5 protein-coding genes and 1 riboswitch are annotated in these 19,732 nt (G+C 44.5%); of the genes, 1 reads left to right on the top strand and 4 read right to left on the bottom strand.

Annotation, left to right across the window (positions count from 1 at the left end):
* Window position 1 precedes the first annotated feature (1 nt).
* Window positions 2-4,621: a PD-(D/E)XK nuclease family protein gene (locus HXT34_RS01075; protein ID WP_421785055.1), complete on the bottom strand. Its 4,620-nt coding sequence runs from the start codon at window positions 4,619-4,621 to the stop codon at window positions 2-4.
* 43 nt (window positions 4,622-4,664) lie between these two features.
* Complete coding sequence (locus HXT34_RS01070; protein WP_421785053.1) at window positions 4,665-5,462, bottom strand: hypothetical protein; 798 nt, start codon at window positions 5,460-5,462, stop codon at window positions 4,665-4,667.
* Between the two features lie 878 nt (window positions 5,463-6,340).
* A riboswitch (TPP riboswitch) is annotated at window positions 6,341-6,450 on the top strand.
* Between HXT34_RS01070 and thiM the strand changes: the two genes are divergently transcribed.
* Window positions 6,440-8,017: a hydroxyethylthiazole kinase gene (gene thiM, locus HXT34_RS01065; RefSeq protein WP_421785051.1), complete on the top strand. Its 1,578-nt coding sequence runs from the start codon at window positions 6,440-6,442 to the stop codon at window positions 8,015-8,017. Its footprint overlaps the riboswitch before it by 11 nt.
* A 260-nt stretch (window positions 8,018-8,277) precedes the next feature.
* On the opposite strand, the gene thiD is transcribed toward thiM, so the two are convergent.
* Entirely contained in the window at window positions 8,278-9,198 is a 921-nt protein-coding gene (thiD, locus tag HXT34_RS01060; RefSeq protein WP_421785049.1) for a bifunctional hydroxymethylpyrimidine kinase/phosphomethylpyrimidine kinase, read from the bottom strand.
* A 685-nt stretch (window positions 9,199-9,883) separates the two neighbouring features.
* Window positions 9,884-19,651: a hypothetical protein gene (locus HXT34_RS01055; protein WP_421785048.1), complete on the bottom strand. Its 9,768-nt coding sequence runs from the start codon at window positions 19,649-19,651 to the stop codon at window positions 9,884-9,886.
* Window positions 19,652-19,732: the final 81 nt, after the last annotated feature.

The raw sequence follows: 19,732 nt of genomic DNA, 5'->3' as shown, positions 1-19,732 counted from the left end.
ACTACAGCACCTCATATACAGTGTCTATACAACCTGCGCATGCTGGGCATACTTGTTTTCCGTTGCAATACTTCAAGTGTTCAGAAGTTGGGTGCGCAATAATCTTATGCGAACGAACTGCCGCAGCAGCATAGCAAACGCGCGAAATCATAGTAAGAGACCATTTTGCGCTTTGATTTAATGATGTAAACGACTGCCAAGCGCTTTCACTTACATTTTCTGGGCAATTCTTCGCAATATCGTCAAGATGCGGACAATCTAACAATCTTGCCATATTTTTGAATCCAACTCGTAACTCAAGCGGATTATTATTTAAAGCATTTTTTACGCAAAGCGGCGGCTGATACACGTTTTCAGCAACGTTATGATCTTGAGCAGGATAATCGTTCTTAGCAACGTGAAATAGAATACTTCGCGAAATAATCGGCGCATTCGATGCATCAATAAGCGGATTCTCATCAGAAAAAAGTAAAGCAAGCTGGTAGCAAACTAGCTGCAAATCGTTAAAAACTCCGCTTGCTGTTAAAGGCTTTCCTGTTTTGTAGTCCAGTAAGCGAATATGCTCGGAACCATCTGAATTGATGCGCTTTTCCATGCGATCAATTCGACCGTGAATATGTACTTGCATATCTTCACTTGCGCCATCCGGCCATCCTCCAACTAAAGCACCCATCAATTCGTAGCAGTCATGCGTAGTAACGGTCTGCAAATTTGCATTCTTAAAAGTATTGTTCAATACGCGAGCAATATCATTAAATCCAAAATGCGCGCTTGTTTGCAATTCGCAATACGCTTGTTGCAATCTGCCTATACTACTTTCTAAAGATTTTTCGCTTTTTGTAAGAGATTCTAATATGCCGTTTTCTGACTTTTTTGAGTTAAGAGCGTATGTTGATTGATCGTAAGAAGTGACAAAATATTGCGCAATTGCATGTAACGCACGTTTAATATTCTTCTCACGCACAAGAGCCGAATAATGCTCCTTACTATCTCGAATATCTGCAAGTTCAGGCGCAATACTTAAGTAATACTTTTCCATAAGATTTGCGATTGCGTTACTGCGGCGCACAAGCGGAGAGTAGGGAGAATAGTCGGCTGAATTATTCGCAGCTTCGGCTGAATTATTCGCTGTTTCAGTTTCATCGACTTCAGTTTCAGGCATATCGTAATGCTGATTTTCGCTTGCCCACCTTGCAGTTTCGTGAATTAGCGTGCCAAAATACGTTGCTGCACTGCCGGGTTGAGGACCTAAAAGCTGACGATTTAGCAATCCGCACACAGGACATGCCCACAAACTATCTACAGCTGAAGGAGACAAGCTTATAACAGAGTTAGCTTTTTTAGCAGAACTAGCTTTTTCATTGTCTTTTTCATTATCTTTTTCAACAGAAGATTTTTTATCAACATAGTCATCGACATCGCTCATAAAATCCCACTCAAAAGGATCAGCGCAAAATACTCCATTTTCTTTAAGTAATTGCAACGTTTGAGCAGCGTCAATAATCGCATTTCTAGACTTACTATTCTCACTATCAAAACTATTTGCACTACCTGCATTACCTGCACTATTTTCAAACTCTTCTTTCATAGAAGAAGCACGCAAAATTTGCGAACGAGCAGCACACACTAGTCCACGAGCATCCATATCTAAACCAGCAAAAGGCGTAGTAAATTCCGTAAAAGGCGTGCGAGAATTTTCATTATTGTAGTATCTTTCAGGCAAATAATAATAAAGAAAGTCGCTTGGCACAGCACTATCGCTATATTGCGCGCTTATATATAAACGCTCTGTTGCGCGCGTAATAGCTAACAAAAAACTGCGCTGTTCCGAAGCAAAAACTGCAGATTTATCATTATTCGAAAGAAGTGACGCATTCACAGTCAACTTAGAAGCAGAAATCTTAGAATGCAAAATAATATTCGCTAAACTTTCTGCGCCAAACATAGTGCTACGAGAAGCAAGATTTGGCCACACGCGTTGTTGTAAAGTAGGCATCCACACAAGATTCCAATGTTTTCCAACAGAACCAGCAGGAGTAGTAAGCGTTACAGCATCTGGAACAGGCGCTACCTTAGCAAGAGAATCAGCTTCAATTTCCATGCCACGAACTTGAGCTATAAAATCTGCAATACTTACAACATTTTCTTGTCTAAAAGTATCGTCAAACGTATTAATTGAAGAAATATCAGAAGAAACATATGAAGAAACATAATCAAAAAGACGCATTGCGGCATCCAAGCGATCGTTAGCTCGATAACCTTCCGAATTATGCTGTAAAGACATACGCTGCCAACGCTCAGCAACATGACAAATATTCCAAGCCTCACCAAGAGCATATTGAGCATTACTCAAATCAGGATTATTGTGCATACGAGAAGCGAGAATTTGCACGTTTTTCCACAGTTTTACAAAAGCTGCAACGTGCGGATTTCGAGGAGCCATATTCTGCAATATTTGCAACACTGTAGAATCATTACGAACATTAGAATCATCATCTATAAAACGTGCAACATCTGCTACACAAAGCAAATAGCACGCATCAAGAGACAATGGCATAAGATCATTTGAACTGCCATCAATACGACTATTATCAACCAAAATTTGAGATTCAAAGTACGCTTTGCTTTGCGCATTATGAAGCGAATTTTGCAACAAATCCCAGTTATGAACAAGATTTCGCAAAGGAGCATTAGATTCAAAGCTCTTGTTATTTTCACAATTTTTCTCAATTAAAACAGCCGAAAGAGAGGAAAGAGAACGCATAAGCGAATCTACAGAATATAACTTCGCAGGTATTTCAACGTCTAAATCACCGTAAAATCCAGAATCGCTCTTAGTAATCGAGGAAAGTGGACTATCCATAATATTCTGAACTCGCAAACGCACCCACGAAGCCAAATTTTGCAAACTTCTACCATGTTTTACTTGCTCAACAATTCCAGAAAAACCGTGCTGCGCAAATTGAGCAAGTTCAATAAGCGCAAATAAACCTTGCACAAACGGCTCATCTTTTAATGGGCGAGTTACTAACGAGTATCGCACAGGAACTCCAGAGGAGCGAAGTTGCTCGCCAAAAAGACGAACCGTGGAATTGTCGTGCGCAATTAACGCCATATCGCTCCACTTGCGCTTATTATTTACGTGAGATTGCTTCATTTGCCAAATAACAGCATCTAATTCCTCACGCTGTGAACGATATAACGCTGTAAAAACAGTGTCGTCTGAGTTGAGATTAGAATTTTGTGGGGTTTCTATAGGCTCAATCGGTAAGGACCCTGCAAATTTTGGCATTTTCCAAGGGCGATTTGGGAGCGCAACATCTGTTTTATATTGCGAAGTAAGCGAAAGAGAAACGCGTGAAGCGAGTAATTCACGCATCGAAGGTGCTTGGGTATAATTTGCAAAAGTTGGATCTGCAGAATAATTTTTAGAAGAATCAGCAGAATTGTCGGAAGAATTTTCGCAAGAATTTTCACAAGAATCGGCAAAACCCGTATATTCTAAAGTTTGCTCAGCAGCATTCAACTCATTCAAAGCTGCAGAAATTGCATAATCCGGGTACGCTCCTCTAAACGATTGCACAGATTCATCCGGATTCGCAAGCAAAACTAAACGCGTGCCAATCTTCGACAAAGTCTCAATAAAACTCAAGCCAGCCAAAGTAATATCTTGATAATCATCGACTACAAGAAGAGCCGGAATTTCAGAAGAGTTTACTAAACCATGCTCGCCTAATTCGCGCGCAGATTTTGCACCCTCAACCAACAGTTGCGAAGCGTCAAGTCGGAAAGAAGATTTATAAGTGTCGGCAATTATTTTTCGATATTCAGCACGCAAAGCAAACGCCAAACGCCATTGAGTTAATCTACGTTTAATAAGCACAGACGTTTGTAAAATATCACTATTATTGGCGTAAGATTGCTCGTCACTAAGAGCGCGAAGAACTGAATTTTCGCTTTCAAAATCGCTAATACCAAGCTCATCTAAACGAGCGAGCATATCGCGCAATTGATGCATAAAAGCGTTGTTAATATCGAAGCTATCTGCCAAAAATTCTGGAGACGAAGAAGCTGCTTGAGCAGCCTGAGTTGCGAAAGGCGCGGAAGGCTCGGAAGTGGCGAAAGTATTAGAAACTGCGCAAGTTAATGGAATAACCCATTGAGACGTTTCAAAATAATCCTTAAAAAGCGCGCATATATTGCAATCACCATTATCGCCACGCATAACATGCTCAATGTGTGCGCGCAAAACTTTACGAAGCAAAGAATCCTGCTCAGCACCATTTAGCAGCTTAGGCGAAGTCTCATTCTTTAACTTACAGCAAGCAGAAATGATATTAAAAGCCAAAGAAGCCAAAGTGCCAACTGGACGAGACTGCTTACTTACACCAATTTGACGAATAATAATATTGTCAATTTTTGAAGCAAGAACACGATTTTGCACAGCCATCGCAGTAACATTATGCGACCAACGCTTATAGCCGGAAATTGCTGCGCGCACAGCAAACTGCGTTTTACCAGTATTCGGCGCACCGTACACAAGCAACGTATTAGTCACATTGCCAGAAGAATTGCGTAACGTACCGTCAAATAATGCTTGTAATGCAATATCCTCACTCATACGCTTAATTCTAGCAATTAGGCAATAGTGGCGCGCAACAATACTATTCTTTTAATATTGCACGAGCGCGAGCATCCTTAAGAGCAAGAAATACACTGCCGACACCAATAAAAATAAGAGTAAACACAATTAACAAATACGCAACTCCAACGCCCAAAGTAGTGGCATTAAAAGTTTGCGGTGCAAAGCCGAACCAGCCGGCAGGAGCGCCATAATTGAGGAAATTATAAGGCGCGCGCATTGCATGAACACCCCAACGAACACCAGCAAACTCGCTAAGCATAGCAGCATAAGCAACATAAGCAAGAGGCGGAATCGTAGCGAAATAAATGTGTGCGCGAGTAGAGCGGAAACGGTAATCAAAAAGCACAAAATCAGCGATTGCAAGAAGCGGCGCAACTGCGTGGACGCAAAGACTGCTGCATCCGTTATTCATGTAAGCGCCAACGAAACCAAGCTTATTGGTAGGTGCTAAGAAACACAGGTACAAAGTGAATGTGACAGCAATTGAGATGGTCATCATGAATTTAAAAATGTACCAAGCGTTGGATTTTGAGTCGAACCATGCGCAAGATGCTGTGGAAGCTGGCTGCACGGCTGAATCTACAGAATTACGAGCACGCATAAATGCAGCTGTATCAAGCAAAAGCGATCCAGCAAGAGCTACGCAAATCATAAGGTTAGAAAGATTCGTAAAATAAGTGAAGGTCATCAAGCCTTCCCACGAAGCAGCCATGCCATAAACAGATGCGATGATTGCAATCGTGCGTATTGCTGTGCGCGTCGCGTATTCGCGCGCTGTGAGCGGAGTCTTTTGTTCTAGCATGGAATCGTTTGCCATGTTATCTCGCTTTCGTAACTTCTATAATCTACTATTTAATAATCTTGTTTCATATTGCTTTAACGTGGCGCGAGTTTTGGGGGATTTCTCTCCTCGCACGTCCCGTCCTTCAGTCGCTTTGGCTGTTAAAGACTCTCATGCATACTTTGTTCTCTACGAACGTTGCTCCATCAGTCCTCTTTTAGTGCTCGTAAAGAAATCCCCCAAACTCTGCGTGCTAGCCCCTAATAACCGTGTCTATCGCAGAGATTTTTCGATTTTTCTTCTTCGCTTGGCGAATCAGCAGCCTGCGGCTCTGACGTTCGCCGCACTCAGTGCGAAAAATCTCAAATCTCTACCACACGAATATTCACGCGACAGAACGGCAATTCAATTAAGATGTTAAATAATAAATAATCATGTTCACATATACATAATCTCATGTTAACAAGCGAAAATATGTAGAAGAAGTTGCAAAAATGCGGCGCGATTTTTGTAGATTCCTGCAAGTGCTGCGATTTAGCGCGCGAAAGCAACTCGGAGCGGAAACTCGCTCAAGTTGGAAGTCCAGTGGACTTCCAACGCGAGTTTCGTAAGCGAGCGCGTAATCCGCGCGAGCGCCAATCTGCACCAGTAACGGAAAACGGCAGAAACTGTGCAGCTGTGTAAAGTTTATGCTGCGAACGCAAGAAAATCCGACCAAAACTTTACAGCCGTGTAAAATTTATGCCGCGAACGCAAGAAAATCCGACCGAAACTGTGCAGCTGTGTAAAGTTTCTGCCGCTTCCCAGCTAGATTCCGACCAAAACTTTACAGACGCGCGCAGTTTATGCCGCCTACGCGCTAAATCGCAGCGCTAACGCAAAAGAGCGTAAGTCACGAACAAAAGATATAGTCGAAGGATGGTTCGGAGTGCGCATTTGCCGCAAAATCGCGGGCGGCGCTGAGATTAAATCCGTAAAACCTGATCTAGATAGTGCTAGCGAAGGGAAACATTATGACAACATGCAACACTGAAAAAACAAATACCTGCAACGAAGCTAACGAATACTGCACAAACGCAACAACGCAAGTCGACACATGCTTCTCAGCACGCGCACGCCGACGCATGTTCCTTAACGACGTGCGTCAATGCATCGAACGCGTGCGCATACAGCAGCCACTCACCCATTGCATCACGAACGTAATCGTGCAAGACATTACAGCCAACGCACTGCTCGCCGCCGGCGCCTCGCCAATTATGGTAACCGATCCGGAAGAAGCGCATGCACTTGCGCAAATTGCCACAGGCGTGCTCATAAACGTTGGCACATTCCATCAGCCAGAAACTTCCGAATACATGCGCGCAGCCGTTGAAGGATGCGAAAAAGCCGATACCCCGTGGGTGCTTGACCCGGTTGGAATCGGCGTTCCAGCACTCGCACCTCGCGCGCGCTTTATTCACGAAATTATTAAGCACCACCCTACTGTAATCCGCGCAAACGCTTCCGAAATCATGGCGCTTGCAGGCAAAGAAAGCAACGGAAAAGGCGTAGATTCTCACGATAACGTAAACGACGCGCTTCAAGCTGCTCGCGAATTAGCTAAAAAATACGGATCTGTAGTGGCAATTTCTGGCGAAAAAGACGCAATTTACGGCCATGGATGCTTAGCTCGCGTAACAGGTGGCCACAAAGCTATGACTAAAGTAGTTGGAACTGGATGCGCTTTGGGAGCGTTAGTTGCAGCGTACGTTGGCGCAAACCCAGAACGTCCGCTCGCAGCAACTGTTGCAGCGCACGTGCACGCAGCAGCGGCTGGAACTTGGGCGGCTCGCCAAACCACAGCTCCAGGCACTTTCCGCACGCTGTGGATGGATGCGCTTTCAACTCTTAGCGTAAACGACATGTTTAGTTTGACGAATATTGAGTTTACGGTGGAGCCTGTGGATTGGACGCTATATTTGGTAACGGATCCGCGAATGGGAAATCGTCCGGAAGAAGAAGTGGCTGTGGAGGCGATTGAAGGCGGAGTTACAGTTGTGCAATTGCGCGATAAGTATTCCGACGACGCGGAGATTGCAGCTAAAGCGAAGAAGTTGCGCCACGCGCTTATTGATTCCGGACATGGCGACGTGCCTGTGTTTATTGACGATCATGTTGATTGCGCAGCTCAGCTTGGTTTCAACTTGCACGTTGGGCAAAAGGATACGCCGTTTGTTGAGGCGCGAAAGGCTATGCCGGCTGAGTGGATGGTTGGGCTTTCTTGCGCGCGACCGGATTTGATGGAGAAAGCTTACCACGAGTGCAAAGAAAACGACGTTCCGCTGCCGGATGTGATTGGCATCGGTGCCGCTTTTGAAACGCATACGAAAGCGCACGACGTGCCACCGCTGGGAGTTGACGGAGTGAATGAAGTTGCGAAAGTTGCGCACTCTATGGGCGTAAAAACGTTGGCAATTGGCGGAATTCACGAGAACACAGTGTTCCCTATTCGCGGTCTTGAGCTTGACGGAGTTTGCACAGTGTCGGCGCTTATGTGCGCTGAGGATGCTGGGAAAGTTGCACGCGAGCTTAAGCGCGTGATTACTGAGTAAAGCTAGCTTGAGCGCAGCATAGCGCGTAGGCGGCAGAAACTTTACACCGTTGTAAAGTTTTTGCCGTTTTTTGGCGCGTAGCCGACCTTTATTTTACACGGCTACACAGTTTCTGCCGTTTTTTGGTGCGGGAACGACAGTTTCTTTACACCGCTGTAAAGTTTTGGTCGGAATCTGGCTGGTAAACGGCAGAAACTGTACACATCTGCACAGTTTCTGCCGTTTTTCGTTACTCACGCAGATTGCGCGCTGCGCGAGTATCACTTAGTTTGCTGAAGGATGCGCACGGAGTGATTTACAGGTCCATGACCGTGCTTTCCGCCGCGTCCAACATGCAATTCACTTCCGGCAGCAATCGCCTCGCGAAGCCACGCAGTCGACCATTCAAGCGCGCGAAGTACAGTATCGTGCTCGCTTAAACTCTTACCCTCTCGCAAAGCAAGCCCAATTTTCGTAGCCAACGCAGAAGAAAGCGAGCATCCGGTTCCGTGAGTTGTGCTTGTTTCAACGCGCTCGCTTGGTACGTGACTTGCGTAGCCGTCCGGGAAAACCGCAGTATTCCCAACGTCTTCGCCAGTTAAGTGTCCACCTTTTACAATCACAACAACGTTATTTTTTGCAGCCAACTCGCGCGCCTGATTGCAAGCTTCCTCAAAGTTTTCCGCAACGCGCGATTCGCTCAAAGCCGCCAATTCCGGCACGTTTGGCGTCACAACATCAACGCAGCTTATAAATTTTCGCATAGCATTTTCAGCACTCGCCTCAAGCAAGCGCTTCCCGGAAGTCGATATCATCACAGGGTCTAGCACGCTTACAGGAACCGGATTATCGCGCATCCAGTCTCGCATAGCTTCAATGTATTCATCGCATCCGAGCATACCAATTTTTAGCGCGTCAACTGTAACGTCGTCGTACACGCACGAAAGTTGAGTGCGGAAAAAGCTGACTGGCGGCGTGAATACTTCGCGCACTTCGCACGTGTTTTGCGCAACCAAATTAGTTGGTATGCACATGCCATAGCCGCCTGCCGCCATAATTGACTTGAGATCTGCCTGAATCCCGGCTCCACCTGTTGGGTCTGTGCCAGCTACGCTTAGCACGCGCGGAATGATTGGATTTGATTGCTGCATAGGCGATTTAGCATGCTGCTCGTCATGCTGTTTGCTTGATACTAGCGTCATAACTTTTATTATATTGCGTCGCAGGCAAATATAGTTTCATTAGAAAGTATAGTTTATATTACATTTTGTTTAATGTGGCGCGAGTTTCGGGCTGGTGTTTGGCTGGCGGGTTTCTTGTGTGGCTGTGAGTGGTGGGTGTTGCTTGTCTCGCAGCGCTCCGCTCTTATACATTATTTGGACTTAGCGGTTGCGTAGTTAAGTTTAGTTTTTTACTTACTTTTTCTGCAAAAATAGTATTCGCCAACAAGATTATTACTATCGTTCCGCTTTTATATTGCTCGACCAAGCAACACCCACCCCTCACTCGTAAATTCACCCACCGTTGTTTTGTGGTGCGGTAGAAGTGCTTGGTGTGGCTTGTGCAACAGCACGGACGCTAGCGTCCACTATGCAATAAATACTCAGCGTCTGCAGAGCACAACTGCAAAACTTCATAAGCATGCAGACATTCAATCAGTGCGAAAAATCTCAAATCTCTACCACACGAATATCCACACGACCGAATAACGCGCAATTAAGATATATATATATATAACCTATTGCGTCGCAGGCGCGACGACTGCCTGAGCGCTGCGATTTAGCGCGCGAAGGCAACTCGGAGCGGAAACTCGCTAAAGTTGGAAGTCCAGTGGACTTCCAACGCGAGTTTCGCAGCAAGCGCGCTTTGCGCATCAGCGTCTACGCGTCAGCGTCGAAGCCACTTGAACTTGAACTTTGACTTGAGTTTGAAGAACAGATTGCCGCTTCGAAGCGCTTCAGCCGAAGCGTCGCAGTGCTTGCTGTCCGTTAATCCGCCAAATCCGTTGCCACTAAGCACCGAGCCAAGCCATCCGCGCCTACCGAATGCGCCGGATGCCAAGAACAGCGCCAACAGCACGCCGAACATGAAGCTGAACCATATTGCAGCCTGACCACCGCTGTAAGGCAGTGCAACCGGACGCACCAAGTATCCGAAGCTGAAGTATCCGACTAAGCGACCCATATTGTTCTTATCAAAGTCTTCACTCTTGTTACCGGAGCTATCTTTTGCACGTCCGTACAAAGCGTACTCAACTCCACTGCCGTCAATCTTGAGCTGCTTGAACGCCGCAGTATTTACGGAGCCATTATTGCCCATTATTGACTTGCAGCTATTAAAATCAGTTGAACCTCCAGCCTCATTGACTTTGCACGCAACCAAGCTAAGGTCGCTGATTCCAGAGAAGCTATCGTAGTCGTCGTGAACATCAGCAAACAGAGTCTTCTTATCCTTGCTTTCCGACTTAGAAGCCTCACTTCTATTAACCGTGAGCTTAGCGTAGTCCTTCTCCTCCATCGTTACAACGTAAGGATTATTAGCATCCGTGTGCCCACTTAGAAGCGATCCTGCAGTTGCTGCAACAGTTGGCTTAACGTTATCAACAGGCACCAGATACACAGGCATTACGAATTCGTAGTTGGCATCGTTATCCCATCCGCCAACTTTGCCTCGCGTTTTATGAGTATCTCCAACCCAGCTATCGCCATATGTCATAATAACCGACAAACCATTATCTGGATTCTTGAGAACCTTATGACCGATTAAGCTCTTATCAATCGCGCCAGACCTACCCCATGCACCAACACCAGCGAAGTCAGCAAGCGAAAGACCAGCATCCTTACTATCAGACGTTACGCCAGCGCTATTAGGAATATGATATCCGCCGCCTAAATAAGAATTCGCCTTTGGAATCATATCTATGATGTTTACGTACCAAGTTTCTGCAGCAGCAGAACCACCATTGTCGTTACTAGCACCATTAGCTCCAGACCTATGATCTGCAGATGGATCATACGTATATAAGTGCGTATTCCAATCAATAGTGAAGCCGTTTCGTCCAACAGTAACGCCGTTTTCTTTATGCTCACCATCAACCTTATCGCTACCTCTTACTTCCGGCAGCAAGGATGGCTGGCAATCAGCAAAGTCCCACTTACTTCCATCAACATATGTTCCACACTCATTTGCTGGATGCAAAGCACTGTTACGCTTAAGCTTCAACGCAGCTTGCAAATCATTAAGACTAAACTCACTCTTAGTTGAAGCATTGTACAGATACAGAAGAGACTTCTTATCTTTCGAAAGAATGAATCCTGGATCATCCGGACGATCCTTTACGCGCAGAGCTTTACTATTATCCTTAGTTTCTTTGAAGCTAGTAGGCGCATCAGCTAAGTAGTCTGCAGCACCCTTACTATCGCCACCATGCTCGCTATCGACGTTTTCAGGCGCGCGCAATCGCACAAATCGCGTAATCTTATTTTTTTGCGGATTTGGCACGAGCACGCGGCTTCTCCAGCCTCGAGTCAGAACAGCAACGTCTTGCTTATTTCCTACTTGGCGGTCACCATAGTCAGGCAGCTTCAAAGGCTTCTGTTCTTTGGTCATAGTGTCGTAGTCATACTGCCTGAACGTCACCATAGTTCTACCAGGTCCAAGCCTTGGATCCTCATTCGTAACGATTTCGCTATCGCTTGGAAGCCAAATTCCCTTCCTTGGATCATTTGCAAAGTTGTTTTCGCTACGCAAATCCATTCGTATTGCGCGCTCCTCGTGACCGCTTAGCAACATTGGGTGTATTTGCACTATTTGACGCTTCATCGTAACGTCGAAGTACACGCAGTCAGACGGCTTAAGTTGACCTTCCCAATCGCTTGCCCTCCAGTAATCCGGACGGCATACTTCGCTAGGCTTTTCTTTTGCGTAAGCCATTGGCAGCACGTCAAGAGTATCTTCTGAACTAGCGTCGTCTCTGTAAGAGCGTTTATCTTTTGCAGCACGTCCTTTTGCAGCACGCGTACTTCCACGGTTTCCGCCGTTTCCTCCGCTTCTTGCAGTCTTGTTTCCGTCTCTATTAACTGAGTCATCGGCAAGATCTTCAGGGCTTCTAACGCCAGGCATACTACTCCATGGACCAACATCCTTGCGATCACGCGCTCGAACAACGCTTCCTGGAGCTAAGAAACCGCTAGGGAATGTTAGAACACCTTTATAACCGCTATGCTTTTTATCAACACCCTTAAAGTAAACATTGTCAAGCTTCACCCCTTTTGGAATGGTACTGCCAGAGCATGCTTCCCATTGACTAGAATTCCAGCAGATGGAAATTGTTTTGCCAATGCTGTTTTCTACGTCAGGCTCATTCTGGTTTCCACTAGATACACTAGATTCAAAAACTGCATTAGAAGCAGCTTGCTTAGCTTTTTCAAGCTCCGAAGCAGGGTGATAGTAAACTACCATTCTGCTCGCACCAAAACCTGCTGTAACTACAACCTTATAGTCGCGGCCTTTCTTGCTGTTATTATTAAGCCATCTATCTTCTTTTGCAACCTCATCTGTTTCACCATCATACGCAACAACGGATGGCTTAACCACATCTGTCCACGTCGCCTTGAAGCATCCAACAACAGTTTTGGCGCTTGGCTTTCCAGCACTATCCGTAGTTTCAGCATACATTGTAAATACAGTTTTCTTATCCGTACTTGGATTTTGCAAATCCGTACTTCTGTATTTTTCAACAAACCTTCTAAGCAAATGTTTATTTGTAACGCCGTTACTAACAAACTTCAGCATTGGACTAGAAATTTTACCGTCAGGATACTGAATGTCGTTCGCTTTAATATATATATTCAGATTATTAAGCAGCACTTTACTGTTTATACTATCTGGATACAAAGTAACACATAGTTTATTCAGTAAACGACCCTCACAATGCTGTACACCTTTACCAGGTTCGTACGCATTGAAATCGTCGTCTAACTTTAACGCTGAAGGCAAATTCATTGTGCCATTATCAGCTTCATACCAAGCTTTAGTGTCACGTTGATAAGCTTTCTTATCCAAGATAACAAGATTATCATTATTCACAGTGCAGTTATTCACATCACCATTAACCATGCATTTTCCGTGAATATCCCATGGATTACCATTACTATCAATGCTCTTCGCACTAATTGTCGGCTTCTCACTATCAACCGGCATAAACCACACGTTTATCACGTTCGTTGTGTTATCTGGCGTCTTACCAGGATCGCGAAGCAAAAGATCGTTGGTAACCTGACCATTATTCACATAAAGTTGCGCATGCGTGAACGGCCTGTTATTTGCGTACCCCTCAGCTTCTGAAGTGCCCTCACCGTACGCGTCGTAGTCGTTCATAGTGTCGACATCAATATTCCTAGTTATAATGTCGCCAATATTTTCGCCATCTGCTTGACCGTTCAGATCTTCACCGCCAGGCATAAGGAAATCCTTGTGAATAGCATATTCACTAACCTTATCCGTACCAAACTGTTGACTACCCTTATTTTCAACAAGCCTATCTGTAATATGTACTTCACTCCCGCCCTTCATGTTTACAGAAGCATCGTAAGAGAATGCAGAACTCTTCATAATAAAATCTTCAGGCGTATACTTCACTAAATTAAGCTTATTTCGCCACTGGCACGTACCTTCTTTAGCAATACCTTTATTATCAGCAATAGACGCAGCACATGTATTGTCATGAACAGCGTAACCTAATCCATCATCAACAGCCGTAGGATACGAACCATTCCATGCGTCAAATTGCCTATTATCTGCCGCGCTCATAGGAGTTAGCGAAGGCTGTGGCTTACTTTCTTCTTCTTGCTTATTGATATTCGGCGTACCTTTTACAAGCTTTAGAACATCCTGAAGGTTTAACGGTCTACCATTGCCGCCCTTGCGGTATGAATTTATGTTCCACTTGTACACAAAGTATTGCGTGCCAAACTTCTGATTTCCATACAAGCCATTTTGCGGCCCATCAAATCCAGGATCGTTTCGCCCGTCAACACTCTTCTTGTTGTTATTTACTAATCCCCACGTATAGTCCTTACGCATGTCAACGAAGCGCGTTACCTTATGCTCAATCGGGTTAAGAATAGTCTCGTCATCAGCTTCCAACTTTTTGAAAGAAAGAGTCTTTTTGGCGTACTGCTTTTGTTTAATATCTCCTATCGCGTTAATACCAGTAACGCCACCTAAGCACAGCTTCCACTGCTGATCCGTCTCCGAGTCGCATGAGTATTGAGGCTTATCTTCACCATAAGCATACTTTGCTTGAGTTTTTGCAGGATTAAAGCCATTGTCGTACTGATCGTAAGTATCGTACTTCTTTTGGTCTTTAACGCCAATTTCTTCCTTGCGGTATCCGAAGATTCGCTCGTTACGCTTATCGTGCCTCATCCAAGAAAGCATTGCCACGATTTCGTTATTATTAAGCTCAAACGGGTTCACTTGCACTAAGCCGTTTGGCCACGCAATATCGAGCGGAAGCGGGTCGGATTCTTCGCGATCCTGCATATTGCTTGGATCCATAAGCTTCCAAAGTTTATTTTGACGCTCATCTGGATTTTTATCTGACACAGAGTAAGTGTCTACGTAAATTCTGGAACCAATTTCCGCAAAGTATTCCGGAATCGTAATATTTCCAGTTACAGGATCAAAAGTGATTTCGCACTTATCGTCGCCGTTAGTAGTGCAACCCTTGATATGATCTCCAAGATTTGCTGTAATAATGCGCTTACTAAATTCCTTACGCCAATCATCGTTACTTTTCCCAGTAGAACGATCTTCACCTTCAGCATCTCGATCCTGACCCTTAGATTCTTCCGACTTATTTTCAGAATCTTTAGCATCTTCAGAATTCTTGGCGTCCTTGTTATCGGAGTTCTTGCTACCGTTATTGCCTTTATTATCTTTGCTTGCGCTACCGTTTTCTGCAGTATTAGCAGCATCACTCTGCTTGTTACCATCACTTACTTCAGGTTTTTGTACTTCAGATTTCTGAGTATTCGCATTCTTAGAAGAATCACCTTCGTTTAGTACAGCAAGCTTTACACTACCGCGCCTTCCAGGAACATTGCTCTTCTTAGCGTTCTTCTTAGAACGCTTCTTAGCTGTCTTATTCTTAGCATTCTTCTTAGTTGCTTTAGAAATCTTCAAAGAAGCAGGCTTGTTACTAGTTTGAGGCTTATTATTTTGCGGCTGATTAGTTTGCTCATCCTGCTTATCTTGCTGATTTTGGGTAGAGTTCTCCCTTGGTTTGGCATTATCAGTTTTTTCGCTATCAGCTTTAGCTTTGTTGTCAACTTTCGCCTTGCCGTCAGCAGCCTTGCCGTCAGCTTTAGATTTATCGTCAGCTTTAGATTTATCTTTATCCTTGCCGTCAGCCGATTTATCGTCAGCCGCATCTCTGTCCTCTAAAGCAGACCTATCCTCAGCAGCTCTATCCTCAGCAGCTCTAGATCCATCCGGGCTTGCAGCATCATTATTGTGGTTATAAGTATTAACCTGATGCCAACGATCAGTCTTACTATTACCGTCTCGCTGAATAACAATGCCGTAGCAACTGCCATCCTTTGGACAAATTTTATCGTAGTTGTGCTCATTGCCAGGCTTTTCCTTACCGCGCGCCCAAATTCTAACCATAATCGAGCGCACGCGCTTATCTTCATCCCAAGGATTCACGCGCCCAACATAATGTCCATTCGGCTTCTTATCCCACCAAACGTTTGGCAAACCATAGCCAGGAGATACAATAATCAGCCTAATTTTCTTTATTACGGAATTACCTGCAGCATCCCAACCGTGGAATATCAGATCATGCACACCATGATTTCTAGTCTGATCGCCCACTAGTACTGTAGGAGAACCATCATCTTTAGAATTACCGCTGTTAATCACCCATCCAACTTGATCCGTTTCATTATCAAGCTCGCCATTTTTATGAATGAACTGATTGTAGCTTATTGTAGTAAAATCGCCGCAACCGCGGGTATCGCAATTATTCTTATTGCTACGCGAAGTAGTAATCATATCGAAATCATTGCGCACAACGACTTTTTTATTATCAAAGAATCTCTTATTTTTATCGTTAGTAAAGTAGTCAGTAGCTTCCTTCGGCTTCACGCCAAGCAAAATCCTCTTATCGTCATGGCCCTTAACCCAGAACTTAATTTTGCTATCAACAGGAATCTTCAAACCATCAGCTGGAACGTCAACAGGATTTCCGTTATTTACGCTCACTTTTACATCCAACGTTGGCTTCTCGTAATCAACATACGGGAATACAACAGGTATAACAGTAGTCGAGTTATCCCAGAACGTAATCTTTACGTACTTTACAAACACGTAATTTGGCAAAACTTTAGGATCCTTGCCATCTTGCAACTGAGCACTATACTTGTTGCGCATCCAAGTTCTGTAAACACGCTTGATTTTAGCCAAAACTTTGTCATGCAAGTCTTGCTTTACAGGATCTCCAGGCTTCAACTCCTTACCGTCATCACCTGTCTTAGGAGCATCGCTTACAAACCAAACATTACGCTTAGTAGCATCTTGCGCTTTAGGCCAGCATGCAGGCATGCTGTCTTCACGATCCTCGCCAATAGCTGCACGATCGTCATTCACAGCGGAATCATCGTCGCCATCCACGGATCTAAATGAAATAGAAGACCTAGATTGACCGGTAATTTTATCCTTGTACTCATCAAGAATCTTAGAGTGACCGCAAGGATTTACAACGCTGACAATAGGCACTTTGGCAGCAACGCTTAAATCAGCATCTTGAAGAGTATTCGAGCGAGGCTCATCACCCCACTTATCCGTCCACTCAGCTTTGTAAACAGCAAGATTCTTAAGCGGAGTATTAGAATCTCCTTCCGGATCATTAGTCAAATAGTTAGCATCAAGCGGATAAGGGTTTGTGGCACCTTTCCTCTGCCTTATGGAACCATACTTACGCCTTGAACCATAATCATCCTTATTAACAGGCGGGAACAAGTTAGGATCGAAAGCCATTACCTGCTTATACAAGTCAGAACGCTTACCAACAAAATTCACAAACCCAGCATTATTATCACGCTGATCAATAATAAGAGGATTAGGAAGCGGCTGATCGTAAGAATAATACTTAGGAGTCTTGTTATTTTCGTCATATTCCTCAGTTTGCAAAGGCTTAAACACATCCGCTTGCGTAATAATCCTATACCACAAATCCTGAGTTTCGCTCATGTGATACGTTCTATCGTTATATCTAAGCTCAAGCTTGTGTCTACCAGGCTCTGAATCCTTCGTATTATGGTCGTTCATACCAGGATTACGGAACCACTGATTACCTCGAGCGTAGTCGTTATTCGGGGAATAATAATCAGGCAATAAGCGTATATCTTCACTCTCGTTCATAAGACTTGAGTATCCCAAAGGCTTATTTACTATTCCAAGTAACACACTAGAGAATGAAATATTCCTGAGCTTAAGATAATTACCGCTGTTACTGTTGTACGGCCCCAAACCAGTTCCCTTAAGGAAGTGGTATCTAGGAGCCTGAATATCCATAATTCGCGGCGCACCATACCACTGCTGATGCATTACAGTGTACATGTAGAAGTTAGCGTCACGTCCAAAATTAGTCATGGAGTATTTACTGGCTTTAGTAACACCAAACGGGTCAGTATCACCATAAAAACCTTTGCTGTATTTTTTACCGTAGTAAGATCCTGCAGCGTAGAAGAATGAAAAGTTTTCGCAACCTGTTCCATCGCCCTTGTTAGCAGTGCAATATGAGTCGTTTTTATTCGTAGAAGTTGTAGTAGTGAAGTGAATCTTGTAAGTATAAGCAATCTCACCGGACTTAATTTTGTTCACGAAACTGAATACGCGCTGCGTGTCACCTTTTATAGATTGATAAAGATTTTGTACAAGAGCAACATAAGCAGGGCTATAGCCTCTGTTATAGCTTCCTTCAACTTTAGGAACAACTCTAAGATCGCCTTCATCCAAAGCACCATAGCTACTGGACTTAATGCAGTCCAAACCTTGACCATCACGGCACCAACCAATAACGTCAGCACTACCTAAATCTTCAGTTGTTATAGCATCTGGAAGGAGCCTAGAATAATTGCCATTCTTACTGTCGTCATTGCCCCTCATCTTATTCCAAGCTGCGACTAAGTCGTCTCCAGTATCAAAATCGTTACCGTCGGTTTTAATACTGCACAAACCGTTAGGATTATCCCACGAGAATGAGCAAGTTTCGCGAGGAGGATTCTTGTTGCCTTGGTTTTTCTTATACAAAGCAGTAGCTTCCCTACCGCTGTAAAGAACTCGCTGAATGTACTGCCTTCCGCCTTCGCTACCTTTGTCTAGAATCTGACCTTTTGGAATAGTAAAGTAATCGAGAGCAGCACCAGCGCCCTGAGTACGGCCGCCAGCGTTAAAAATAACATCCCACACAAAGCCGCCACCGGAAAGCTTAGGCGTACGCTTTACAAACACGAAGTCTGCAGTGTCATCTATAGGCAAGTTAATTCTATCGACGCCGGAACCCTTATGGTTAAATGCCATATTGCGGAAGCGGCCCATAATGAAAGTGCCCTTAGGGTACGGAGTGAAGTAAGTTGCGCCGTAATGATCCGTGCCGGAAGGATCTTCAGGCACAGGACCGTTCTCATAGTGGCCGCGAGGTCTCGTTGCTGCACCAATAAATTGGTCGCCAGATTCCAAGTTGTATCCAAGACTATTAACATCCAAATCGTGGCCGTTCGTGGCTCGCAAACCAGCACCGTCGCCGTCAGTAGTAATGCATGCGCCTAAAGCGTAATCCTTGTTGCACCCAGGACGATACTCTTCGTAAGATTCGCGAGCTGTGTAATTCTTAGCGTCGCGGCTTTGCGCTTTTGCTCTTTCTTCTTCTGCAGCGCGCTCAAAAAGTGACTTTGGTTGAGATCCGAACGGAGAGCCGAATGGAGAATCAAATTGAGAGTCAAACGGAGAAGAGAACGGCGAAGCGAACGGAGAAGCAAACGGCACGCCTGCGCCAGAGCCTGCAGAAGGATTAAAAGATTGAGAGAGTGGATTCCCTGAATCTACAGATCCTTGTGAATTGTCTAAACTCTGTAACGCAGAAGACTGAGATGATGCAGATAAGTCTGGATTAGAGTCTGGATTATTAGAATTAGAGTTTGAATCAGACTTTGGATCAGACTTTGCGGAATTACTAGCGGAATTACTAGCGGAATTACTAGCACTATCCAAAGCAACTGCGGTTTCAGCAGTAATGCAAATAGGTAGCAACATTGCTACCGAAAGAGAGCAAACAAGAACAGTTTTAAGAGCACTGGCGAAAGAGCTGCTGAACGCACGATACGCAAAAACAGACTCGCGTTTAGACGAGCGTTTATTCACGCAATTAGCTAAACGCTTAGCTATACGCTTAGCAACGTTACTAGCTACACGCTCAGAAACGCGACTAGCTACACGCTCAGAAACGCGACTAGCTACACGCTCAGCCACACTCTTAGCCACACGGTACATATGCTGAGTCGCACGTTTAGCTACACGAGTTGCGCATTGAGTCAATTGACCTATGCGAACAAGAACGTTTAGCATAATCGTCCAAATACTCTTCATTGTTTCCACCTGTTTTGCATTGTTTTACACTGCTTTGCGTCGCACCACGGCACCGCAAGTTTGTTATTAAGTTTTTCTATC

It is taken from the genome of Gardnerella sp. DNF00983 (genome assembly GCF_049244265.1).
GTDB lineage: Bacteria > Actinomycetota > Actinomycetes > Actinomycetales > Bifidobacteriaceae > Bifidobacterium > Bifidobacterium vaginale_J.
The sequence above is the reverse complement of the archived record's forward strand: the minus strand, read 5'-3'. Positions and strand labels throughout refer to the sequence as shown.

What these genes read in the sequence shown, in the direction of transcription:
- HXT34_RS01075 (WP_421785055.1), bottom strand. Translation starts at nt 4,621, where the DNA reads ATGAGTGAGGATATTGCATTACAAGCATTATTTGACGGTACGTTACGC.
- HXT34_RS01070 (WP_421785053.1), bottom strand. Translation starts at nt 5,462, where the DNA reads ATGGCAAACGATTCCATGCTAGAACAAAAGACTCCGCTCACAGCGCGC.
- thiM (WP_421785051.1), top strand. Translation starts at nt 6,440, where the DNA reads ATGACAACATGCAACACTGAAAAAACAAATACCTGCAACGAAGCTAAC.
- thiD (WP_421785049.1), bottom strand. Translation starts at nt 9,198, where the DNA reads ATGACGCTAGTATCAAGCAAACAGCATGACGAGCAGCATGCTAAATCG.
- HXT34_RS01055 (WP_421785048.1), bottom strand. Translation starts at nt 19,651, where the DNA reads ATGAAGAGTATTTGGACGATTATGCTAAACGTTCTTGTTCGCATAGGT.